Source organism: Pseudoalteromonas shioyasakiensis, assembly GCF_022398475.1.
GTDB lineage: Bacteria > Pseudomonadota > Gammaproteobacteria > Enterobacterales > Alteromonadaceae > Pseudoalteromonas.
This window is the reverse complement of the sequence record NZ_JAKEVM010000162.1, coordinates 1-9,233: the sequence shown is the minus strand read 5'-3', so window position 1 is coordinate 9,233 and position 9,233 is coordinate 1. Positions and strand designations below refer to the sequence as shown.

Sequence of the window (9,233 nt, the reverse complement as noted above, 5' to 3'; positions counted from 1 at the left end):
GATATGGTGTCTTTATATTTCTTATTCTTTTCTCAATCTCTACAAATAAACTATCACACTCTTCAATTGTTTTAGCATTCATAGCACTAAAAAAAACGTTACAAAGGCTAACTAAAATGTTTTCATTTTGTGTTGTATCAAAATACTCATGAAGTTCATTGAATTTTACAGCAGCTCTGTCTGTAATTTCCTTTTCTAAATCTTGATACTCCCAAGATGTTGTACCTCTTTCTGTTCTGAAAACAATGCAATTAGTAGAAGCACAATAGATTAAGTCGATAACTTCTCCCATGATACATGTATCACCGTGTTGATACTGAGTTTTATCAATTTTACCATTAATTATAGGCTCCATTTTCATTCCCTTTCTTATTAATTCTAATGTAATATAACAGCAGCTTATACTAATGGACTAGTTATGAATATCAATTACTTAAAACTATACTTCTGCCTTACCCTCACTGGTATTTCTATCTTTGCTACGATGGAAAGTTACTACCTATATCGGGCTCATGTGCTATCCAAAGAAGCACAGGCAATAGCTAATCAAGCAGAACGAGATGCTAAAGCAGCAGCTGTTCGTGCAAAATTACAGTTAGAAGAATCTCAACGGCAACTCAGAAAACGTCAAGCTGAACAGGCTGCAAAGCAACAAGCTATTAATAATGCTCAAAGAACAAATAACGAGATTTGTGATTTTTGGAGAAGTGAGTACCAGCAATTACAGTCGGATCGTAATAAATCGATGATGGATGGTGCTTGTGCTAGAGCTGCTAAGCGGCCAAGTACAGGAACAACGGAAATTCATTTAAGAGGTGATTGGTTAGACAAGAAATCAAATTAAAAGGAGTTAATATGAAAAAGGTATTTTTTATATTTCTTATTGTCATTGGAGCTTGGCAAACATACCAAGCATTTGCGCCTAAATTGCTTTCCAATGAAGATATTGAATTTGACTATCAACCATCGGAAGAGTCATTTAGGTATTCTTTTGATGATGATAAGTTCAAGTGTGATGGTCGTCAGTACTGTTCACAAATGAGTTCAATGGATGAAGCAATCTTCTTTATCAACAACTGTCCTAATACAAAAATGGATGGGGATAATGATGGAAACCCCTGTGAAAACGACACTCGTTTAAATGGGTGGTAATGCCAAACTGTCAACCATGACAGCAAATACAACTTACTAATAAAAAAGGGCTTTTCGCCCTTTTCTTTTTGTTACGTACCGTAATTTATGGGCTATCTACGATACCGCAAAGGCGGGACTGTATTAGTCATAACTGCTGCACTCGCAATTGTCATTGCTACCGCCACACATGCCGCAGTTATTTTCTTTTTTATTTCAGACCAACGATCTTTTAGTTCTTTATCCTTTGTTTTTTCAATAGATAAACTAATAAGAGCTTCTTTCCAATCAAGCCCCATTTCTTCAGCCATAGCAATAACTTGGTTAGCTGTTAAAGAACGTTTGCCATTTTTAATATTCGCGATATTTCCAGAATTTAACTCTGGGAAATATATTGCTAGATCACTGTATTTATCAATGTTCTTAAATGTTTTGTACTTTTCTAAAAACTCTGCACTGAACGTCATGTTTAATCCTCCGCTAATACTATTTTAGTTTTTATTCTTCTTTTTAACCACGTATTCGTAGTTTTGTTTTTCATTTCTAATAAAGTGACTTCTGGCCTTTAGCTCTGGCAGTTCTTCATCATTACTTTCAATATTCTTAAGTTCTTTATGTGTTTTCGAAGCAAGGAATTTCTCTAAGTTATCACCATCATTTAAGAAACCTTGAAGAAGAAATAAATCGTCAATTGTTTCTTTTAGCCTAGTTAATGCCTCTGCTTGATTAAGTTCACCAGAAGTAACTTTCTCTGAAATGATTTGATTTATTAGATCTTGCTGCTCAATTAGTAGCTTAGTTTCGGGTAAGAAATTAAAAATTCTAGACTTTTTTTCATACCCGTACTTTTTAAATAAATACTCAATCAAAACAATATCCTGCTTAAGATTTTAGAGCTCTATTTTACATAGTTTCGTCTTTAAAAGATAAAAAACTTATTCTGTCGAGCTTGACAGAATAATTTGAACAACACTAAACTCTGTCAACATTGACAGAATGTCATTTTATAAAAAGGATCTAAACTTGAAATTCTATCTCCAATACATAGCTGGCATTGAGGAATACGCGTTAGGTTTCAATAAAATTGAACACCCGCTTATGTATTCGTCACGCGCTGAAGCTATGGCTTTTTGCATAGACTATGCAAGTGGAGAACCTTTCGAAATCATCGATGTTGATGACTCAAACTGGCAAGAACTGTTCGACTCTGGAGCATTTGACTATGACCCAGACTTCTAAACAGTTAACCAAAATCGACTACTTAACCGTTGTTTTTTGCCCTGACGAAATTGCCCGTCTTCGCTTTGACGCCAAAATTGCGTTTGGAAAAGGTGACTTTGCCTCCTACAAAGAAGCCTATAACGCGATGCTTTGTGCTGAATTATTCGACCAACAAGCCACTGATGATTTAGACGTTGAAGTTAACGAATCGGTTGTTTATGACTCTGATTATTACTATGACCAGCTGTTCGAAAACAACCCTCGTTACCGTAGTTATGGCTCTGTTGATGCTATCCCAAGTGAAGAACGGGCGCATTTTTTCAAGAACGTTGTACGCAAAACTAAACGTTACAAAACACTTAACTCATTGATTGAAGGTGATATTACTAAGTTTATGCACCTTCTAAATACTGAAGTTGCAACGGCTGCCGACCGCTTAACATCCGATGATTTAAGCTGGTCTTATCGCCATAACTCAGGCGGCATGTTCACCTATGAAAAGTCAGCCACCCTTTACCGCCATGATGTAAATTCAGGCGTAGTTGCTTGGGGTGCGAACAATGGCGGTGTGATGATTTCATTCTCTGGCGCAGGTTGTGCGGGTCTCGATATTCCTAAACTTCACGCCATGCTTAAGAAAATGCCGAACGTAAAAATCACCCGTTTGGACATTGCCTATGATGACTATGACGGCGAAAAGTCTGTTCTAAATTACTTCCAAAATCTAGAAGAAGGCGGCTTCTGTAAAACGAACCAAGCGCCCTCTTTCTCATGGATTCAGACTGGCGAACTGCAAAAATTATCTAATGAGCAACAAGCTTTATGGAAGAAAAAACACGGCTGGCAAAAGCGCTATGACTGCGTAGCCAATGGCGGAAACACCCTTTACGTAGGAAGTCGCAAAAATGGAAAAATGGCGCGTATATATGAAAAAGGCAAGCAAATGCAAAGTGAATCTCAACCTAATTGGGTGCGTGCTGAGCTTGAGCTTAGGTCTATTGACCGTGTTATCTCCTTGGATGCACTTCTCAATACCGATGCCGTTTTTGCTGCTGCATACCCTGCTTTTGAGTTTGTTAGCGTTAAACGTCTTGAGATTAAAACCACTACACGTAAACCAAAAGTAAGTGGGATTTTTGTTGCTGAAAGACTCGAACGCTATTGCTCACAGTCTTACGGCAAGTACCTCAATTTCTTACGTCACGTTAAAGAATTACCAGACAGCGAAATCATTAACCAATTAACCAAAGGCCTTAATCCGTGGGATATCCCCGACTCTATAAATCAGGCCTGTATATCACCACCAAATCAAATGGAGTTAGCCCCATGAAAGTAATCTTATTATCTGCCGCGATGGGTCGCGGTGTATCAAGCAAATCAGGTGCTGCTAAGCCCTATTCGTTTTCATCTATCAGCTACTTAGTACCTGAGAAAGACTTTATCCAAGGTGACCACAACATTCAAAAATGTGGCTTTGAACCTAAGTCTTTAAGCATGCGTGAAGACCAAGCGCTTTATAACAAGTTTAAGAAAATCACTGAAGAGCAAGGTATTTGCGAGGTGGATTTAACTCTAGAGCCTGACCCTGAGAACATGTCTCGTAACATCGTTTCAGATGTAAAACTGGTTAGCTAATCATGGCTCAATGTGTCGCTATCCAACCAGACCAAACCCTTAAAGCCGTAACCGGTGTTTGTGATTTTGTGATGGTTACACAAACGGAGTTTGCACAACTCCAACAACAAAATTTAGTAAACGTTCTTAATGAATTGTTTGCTTTTGACTTGGCTACTTTTGGCCTTATTAACTCAGCGGCGTTAGTCGCTTTTATAACTGCCCATTGCATAGGCCGTGTAGTCCGAACAATGGGAAAACTTTAAATATTAAGGATATCAACATGAAAAACGTAATGAACATTTTAGCTACAAAACGCGCTAAAGCTGGTCTTTTAGTAACGTCTGCACTTGGCTCAGCTTCTGCATTTGCTGCTGACCACACTGAAGCAATCAATGCAGCTGTAACTGATGGCACAACAAACTACACCGCTATCGTAACAGGTGTAATTACTGTTGCTGCAATTGGTTTCTGTATTGGCTTAATCGTTTCAAAACTACGTAACTAATCATGGTTACCTCAATTGGCCTTGCGTCATTTCTGGTGTGGTGCTTCGTCGAAGGCTTCTCCAGTGGTGTAAGAACCAGTTAACAATGGCGGGTAAAACCGCCCTTTTCAATTAAGGCGCAACGATGCGAATTCTAATGTTTCTATTAGCGCTTAGTAGCGCTTTTTTTGTCTCTTTCTCTCATGCCACTTTTCTTGATATGGATGATTTACAGCCACCCGATGGAGAGATAAAGCTATGTACTTACGCTGCTACAACTACGAATTACTCTAGTAGCCCCAGAGGTTGTGGCTATACAGACTTTGAGGCTAGAAAGCAGGCTTGTATCCTCTTTGCGGAAACTTATGTTTATGGGAATTCACCAGAATATACGTGGGGTCCTGCCGTATGTGATTATTCTGAGGGCTCTAGTTTTCGTTTGAAAATTGAAGGGACACGTCATTACTCAAATGGCCAGAACTTACCTACTACAACATATAAAAGTCTTTATATGAAAAACTTCTCCGAAGAAATTGCTTTTGAATGCCCACCTTCAACGCACCCTCTTCATGAAACCCCTGTTCCTGATAGTTCACACGAAAGCGGTTTTATGTGTGCTAAAGAAAAAGACTTCTGCCCAGAGCCTACCGAGAACGACCCTTTTGTTTTTGGTACAGGTGGTCAAACAGAAAAGTGTTTTAAGAATCCCGATGGTACTCAATGCAAAATTCAGACGGATGAAAACGGCGGTTACTATATGCCTGTTTCCTACGGTTCGGCTGAACCAGTTATGTGTGAAAGAGCACCTGATAAAGAAGTTGATAAGACGTCAGAACCTGAAGAGAAACCAGCGCCCGAAGAAACAGACCCTCAACCTGAACCCGATGAACTGTCAGCAATAAACAAGATTAATGAAAACCTTGACGCAATGAACAAGAATCAAATTGCTGCAAGTGATTCTAATGATGATCGTCTAGACCGTGTAGCTGAAGAAATTCAAATATCTAACGAGCTACTTGGTGAAATCCGTTACAACACAGCCATGACAGACTTAAACACTGATTTAGCAAATTCACTGTTACAAGGAATTTTAGATAAACCAGTCGGTGGCGGAGGTGGCGGCTCTGGTTCTGGTGAAGGTGATGGAGAAGAAGAACAGCCATTTACCATACAGGCCAAACGCAAAAACAATAATAAAGGTCTTAATAAACTATTTACCGAACAAGACTTACAAACCGTAACAGAAGAAATCACACAAAAAAGACAGGAACTAAAAGATTACATACAGCAAATTAAATCCGAATCAGGTTCACTTTTTGAAGTCACTCCGTCTTTTGGTGGTGGTTATGAGGAACGAATCGTAAACATCAAAGGGGCTGATGTTGATATGGGGCTAGGTCGGTTAGCCAGCTTCTTTCAACTGATTGCTGCTGCCGTTCTTCTTATATCTACTTTAACTGCACTGTATATTTTATTGGGGCCTTAACATGAAAACGAAGACTTTTATTTTAATCGTTCTATTTCTTCCGTTGCTAGCTATCGCTGAAACATCGGGTACAGGTACGGATACTGGCACAGCGCAAGGTAACTATGAAGGCTTTGAAGGTGCAGCCCAAGCCATGGGTCATTTCTTTACTGATATTTGGACTTTTCTTGATGATGATGTTCCGAACTTCTTCGAAAGAGCATTAGCTTTTATCATCGAAAAAGTCACGCTGATGAGAATTGCGGCAGAGCTAGAAGCAATGAAGCTTGCGTGGTCAGTATCGAAAGCGATTTTGGAAAATTTTCAAGTTGCATCGAAAATAGCAAATGCAGCTAATGCATTACCACAAGATGTAAAAGCAGCGCTTGTTGATATGCGCTTTTTTGATGGTTTAAATATTGTCATCCAAGCTTTAGTTGCTCGTTATGTTATGAGGTTCATGTAATATGGCTGCATCAATTTTTCACGGTGCGCCAGGTTCTTTCAAATCGGCCAGCGCTGTATGGTTTGAAGTCTTACCCGCCCTTAGAAAAGGTCGTTTAGTTGTTACCAATATCGAAGGAATACTACCGCTTGAAGAAATAGAAACTGAACTTCAAGAAACTTTCCCCGACTCAGCTCAGCTTTGGAGACTTTCTTCTCAAAATGAAGAAGGTCTTAATTTATGGCGAAATTGGTATCACTGGATGCCAACGGGCGCATTAGTTCTGATTGATGAAGTTCAAGATGTCTATCCTACAGAAGCCACTTTTAAACCTGAATCCTGTAATTACAAACACGTAGATAATTACAAAGAATTGATACCCGAGCATTGGTATACATACCACTACATTCAATTAGAAAAGTTCAAACCTGATGATTTAACAAGCGGTGATGTTGATGACTTAGGACGGGAGTTATTTAACGAACATGGCCATATTATTTACCCCAAAACCCTCAAAGAATGTTACATGCGACACAGAAAATACAACTGGGATATTATCTGCTGTACGCCCGATATCACCAGCGTCCACAAATACATTAGAAACGTCAGTCAATATGCCTACGCCCATAAGTATTTCGATGGACTCTCAGCAATCCCCTATTACAACCGTCGACCACGTATCTTCGAGCATAACCCAAAACTCGATGGCAAAACGCCAAACAAATCCAGTACCATCACATGGAAAAAAATCCCGATTGAAGTCCACAAATGCTACAAGTCGACCGCTACCGGAGGTATTACAAAAGGACAAGGTAAAAATTTCTTATACAGTCCTGCTTTTGCCTTTCCAGTTGCTGCTGTCTTTCTTTGCATACTGTATTGGATATGGTATTTCACCAGTAATGAAAGCGCTGTGGAAAGTGTCGAAGAAACCGCTCAAGTTGGTGTGGTCAATAATCAAAAAGATACTAGTGCTAATTCTAATAATGCTGCTGTTCAGGTTCTTGATGGTGAACCTGTTTCTGTAGGTTTGCCCTATGGTGCAACCGATATATTCGTGACTGGTATTCAAGAAGTGAAACGGCCAGAACGAACCCATCGAGAATATATCTTCGAATTTATAACAGAACAATACGGCACGTTTAGTATCAACTCTTATGAACTGGCGAGCATGGGCTTCAGTATTCAATATTTCAGCCCTTGCAATGTCATTATCAGGCAAACAAAAACTAACTTTGTTTATCGTGCCTTTTGTTCGCCTAACCCTTACTCCCAAGCAGAAAATCAAAAAGGATCTAATCAGGATTCAATAGATCTAAATACCCTATTTTAATTGATAGACCAAGCCGCCAAGCGAAGCCTGAGCGTAGCGGCTTGGGATATAAAGTAAGAAACCTAAAAACTTAACCTGGTATTTGAATTAAGTTACAAAATTCATGTACCAGGTATTTGAAAAATGTAACGACAATCAAATACCAGGATAAAACTTATGTGGAAAAATGAGTATTGGGGCGGACAACGTGAAGGCGCTGGTCGTCCAAGAAAAGAACCTACAAAGCCTGTCAGATTAAATGAATTAGAGCAAAAGATTATTTCTTTAATTCGTGACAAGGATTTATTAGATCTAACTTTTACATTTGTTCAAAACACTAAGAAGTAACTTTCAAGTGGTACGTAACTTTTTACGTAATTTTTCAATTGGTACGTAATATTGCATTCAATTATTACGTACCACTCACCTTTGTATCTCCAGTTCTTGGAGGATGGCGTAGCCATGTCATACATTCCAGAAAATTCACATTTCATCGCGAAATCGTTTCCATTTTATGTACAGTTTATTATGGTCGGGAATCAATTCAGTGAAATAGCCAATCGCACTCACTGCCCTAGTCTGTCTTTTAAAAAAGTTGATTGCCTTCTGATAAACCTTGCTGAGTTAAGGACGGCACAGCAGCCGAGGGAAACACCCTCCCCCCATATACTAATAGGGGGGGAGCGAAACCACTTACACCGATACCGAGTGTGCATTGTGATTTTTAATAAAGGAGTAAATCACAATGGGCAACTTTAAATTGCAGTTCGTTACGCTATTCGGATATGACTATGCAAAAGGAGCTAAAGAACTCGGAGTAAGTGAACGACAAGTAAGGAGATATGTAAAAGCTAATAAAGCCAGTAAACCTGTCGAAAAACTGATTTGGATAATGTATCGCGGATACTTGCCAGATACTGGCCCGTGGGCAGAATGTAGTATTTCATATCATAATAATGTTATGACTACGCCTTGGGGCAAAGTAAAACCGTCAGATGTACAGTTTGTACACCGCTATAAATGGTCAGCTAAAGAGCATGAAACCATGTACAAAAAGCTTAAATCTGAAACAAAAGTACAAGATAAATATTTATTTGATCTTCAAGAACAATTACTAGATATTATAGGTGAACTTGCAAGAAATACAGGTAGTTAATAGAAGGGCTTAGCCCTTCTAATTTGCTCCTTCTATTTTTCCAAAAAGCTCAGGTATCATTCTTTCACTAAATCCACTCACAATAGATATAAGAACTAAACTATAAATATTTTTATTAGCGAACGTTAAAGCTAAATCCGACATAGACATAATATATACTAAACCTCCAGAAATGCTCCCTAACATCACTGTAAAAGAGGCCTGAAGATATATGTATTTATTAGGTATCTGTGAATCAAAACTGATTTCATTATTTCTTTGAAGAATCGAGAAAACAGCTCCTACTGTTCCTCCTGCTACACATATGAAAATATATTTAAAGTCCATATCTGTTATATAGTAAGCTAAAACCATCAAAGAAGATAAAAACAATGAAAAAACCAAAGTAGCTAAAATATATAT

The 9,233-nt window shown here is 38.6% G+C and carries 15 protein-coding genes and 1 pseudogene; 12 read left to right on the top strand and 4 right to left on the bottom strand.

Features of this window, described 5'->3' with window-relative positions; translation table 11 throughout:
• The coding region (locus L1D51_RS19125; RefSeq protein ID WP_239964535.1) for a hypothetical protein at nucleotides 1-355 on the bottom strand (355 nt) is incomplete at its 3' end.
• 63 nt (nucleotides 356-418) lie between these two features.
• Between L1D51_RS19125 and L1D51_RS19120 the strand changes: the two genes are divergently transcribed.
• Both L1D51_RS19120 and L1D51_RS19115 read left to right on the top strand, forming a co-directional pair.
• A complete protein-coding gene (locus L1D51_RS19120) occupies nucleotides 419-844 on the top strand; it encodes a hypothetical protein (RefSeq protein WP_239964534.1) in 426 nt (141 codons plus the stop codon).
• Between the two features lie 161 nt (nucleotides 845-1,005).
• Nucleotides 1,006-1,152, top strand: a pseudogene (locus tag L1D51_RS19115) (excalibur calcium-binding domain-containing protein); the annotation flags it as partial.
• A 92-nt stretch (nucleotides 1,153-1,244) separates the two neighbouring features.
• Here the strand turns inward: L1D51_RS19115 and L1D51_RS19110 are convergent.
• Both L1D51_RS19110 and L1D51_RS19105 read right to left on the bottom strand, forming a co-directional pair.
• Nucleotides 1,245-1,598 (bottom strand): hypothetical protein, encoded by a 354-nt coding sequence (locus L1D51_RS19110; RefSeq protein WP_138624730.1) that lies wholly within the window; start codon nucleotides 1,596-1,598, stop codon nucleotides 1,245-1,247.
• A gap of 24 nt (nucleotides 1,599-1,622) precedes the next feature.
• Nucleotides 1,623-2,000, bottom strand: a complete 378-nt coding sequence (locus tag L1D51_RS19105; RefSeq protein ID WP_239964533.1) for a hypothetical protein — start codon at nucleotides 1,998-2,000, stop codon at nucleotides 1,623-1,625.
• A 154-nt stretch (nucleotides 2,001-2,154) separates the two neighbouring features.
• Between L1D51_RS19105 and L1D51_RS19100 the strand changes: the two genes are divergently transcribed.
• The 10 genes from L1D51_RS19100 to L1D51_RS19055 all read left to right on the top strand — a co-directional run bounded on the left by L1D51_RS19100 (nucleotide 2,155) and on the right by L1D51_RS19055 (nucleotide 8,831).
• Entirely contained in the window at nucleotides 2,155-2,370 is a 216-nt protein-coding gene (locus L1D51_RS19100; protein ID WP_138624732.1) for a hypothetical protein, read from the top strand.
• Nucleotides 2,354-3,682, top strand: a complete 1,329-nt coding sequence (locus L1D51_RS19095) for a replication initiation factor domain-containing protein (RefSeq protein ID WP_239964532.1) — start codon at nucleotides 2,354-2,356, stop codon at nucleotides 3,680-3,682. Before L1D51_RS19100 ends, L1D51_RS19095 begins: the two co-directional genes overlap by 17 nt.
• Nucleotides 3,679-3,987 (top strand): hypothetical protein, encoded by a 309-nt coding sequence (locus L1D51_RS19090; protein ID WP_239964531.1) that lies wholly within the window; start codon nucleotides 3,679-3,681, stop codon nucleotides 3,985-3,987. Before L1D51_RS19095 ends, L1D51_RS19090 begins: the two co-directional genes overlap by 4 nt.
• 2 nt (nucleotides 3,988-3,989) lie before the next feature.
• Nucleotides 3,990-4,232: a hypothetical protein gene (locus L1D51_RS19085; protein ID WP_239964530.1), complete on the top strand. Its 243-nt coding sequence runs from the start codon at nucleotides 3,990-3,992 to the stop codon at nucleotides 4,230-4,232.
• Nucleotides 4,233-4,249: 17 nt separating this feature from the next.
• Nucleotides 4,250-4,474: a hypothetical protein gene (locus L1D51_RS19080; protein ID WP_188728608.1), complete on the top strand. Its 225-nt coding sequence runs from the start codon at nucleotides 4,250-4,252 to the stop codon at nucleotides 4,472-4,474.
• A 124-nt stretch (nucleotides 4,475-4,598) separates the two neighbouring features.
• On the top strand, nucleotides 4,599-5,939 hold the full coding sequence (locus L1D51_RS19075) for a hypothetical protein (protein ID WP_239964529.1): 1,341 nt from the start codon (nucleotides 4,599-4,601) through the stop codon (nucleotides 5,937-5,939).
• Between the two features lies 1 nt (nucleotide 5,940).
• Nucleotides 5,941-6,384 carry a DUF2523 family protein gene (locus L1D51_RS19070; protein WP_239964528.1) on the top strand — a complete coding sequence of 148 codons (444 nt, stop codon included), beginning with the start codon at nucleotides 5,941-5,943 and terminating at the stop codon, nucleotides 6,382-6,384.
• A 1-nt stretch (nucleotide 6,385) separates the two neighbouring features.
• Nucleotides 6,386-7,696 carry a zonular occludens toxin family protein gene (locus L1D51_RS19065; protein ID WP_239964527.1) on the top strand — a complete coding sequence of 437 codons (1,311 nt, stop codon included), beginning with the start codon at nucleotides 6,386-6,388 and terminating at the stop codon, nucleotides 7,694-7,696.
• 156 nt (nucleotides 7,697-7,852) lie between these two features.
• Nucleotides 7,853-8,023 (top strand): hypothetical protein, encoded by a 171-nt coding sequence (locus L1D51_RS19060; protein ID WP_239964526.1) that lies wholly within the window; start codon nucleotides 7,853-7,855, stop codon nucleotides 8,021-8,023.
• A 397-nt stretch (nucleotides 8,024-8,420) separates the two neighbouring features.
• Entirely contained in the window at nucleotides 8,421-8,831 is a 411-nt protein-coding gene (locus L1D51_RS19055; protein ID WP_239964525.1) for a hypothetical protein, read from the top strand.
• 18 nt (nucleotides 8,832-8,849) lie between these two features.
• Here the strand turns inward: L1D51_RS19055 and L1D51_RS19050 are convergent.
• Nucleotides 8,850-9,233, bottom strand: a 384-nt coding sequence (locus L1D51_RS19050) for a hypothetical protein (protein ID WP_239964524.1), incomplete at its 5' end; no start/stop codon positions are given.

Coding starts and splice junctions, on each gene's coding strand:
- L1D51_RS19120 (WP_239964534.1), top strand. CDS start 419: ATGAATATCAATTACTTAAAACTATACTTCTGCCTTACCCTCACTGGT.
- L1D51_RS19110 (WP_138624730.1), bottom strand. CDS start 1,598: ATGACGTTCAGTGCAGAGTTTTTAGAAAAGTACAAAACATTTAAGAAC.
- L1D51_RS19095 (WP_239964532.1), top strand. CDS start 2,354: ATGACCCAGACTTCTAAACAGTTAACCAAAATCGACTACTTAACCGTT.
- L1D51_RS19090 (WP_239964531.1), top strand. CDS start 3,679: ATGAAAGTAATCTTATTATCTGCCGCGATGGGTCGCGGTGTATCAAGC.
- L1D51_RS19085 (WP_239964530.1), top strand. CDS start 3,990: ATGGCTCAATGTGTCGCTATCCAACCAGACCAAACCCTTAAAGCCGTA.
- L1D51_RS19080 (WP_188728608.1), top strand. CDS start 4,250: ATGAAAAACGTAATGAACATTTTAGCTACAAAACGCGCTAAAGCTGGT.
- L1D51_RS19075 (WP_239964529.1), top strand. CDS start 4,599: ATGCGAATTCTAATGTTTCTATTAGCGCTTAGTAGCGCTTTTTTTGTC.
- L1D51_RS19070 (WP_239964528.1), top strand. CDS start 5,941: ATGAAAACGAAGACTTTTATTTTAATCGTTCTATTTCTTCCGTTGCTA.
- L1D51_RS19065 (WP_239964527.1), top strand. CDS start 6,386: ATGGCTGCATCAATTTTTCACGGTGCGCCAGGTTCTTTCAAATCGGCC.
- L1D51_RS19060 (WP_239964526.1), top strand. CDS start 7,853: ATGTGGAAAAATGAGTATTGGGGCGGACAACGTGAAGGCGCTGGTCGT.
- L1D51_RS19055 (WP_239964525.1), top strand. CDS start 8,421: ATGGGCAACTTTAAATTGCAGTTCGTTACGCTATTCGGATATGACTAT.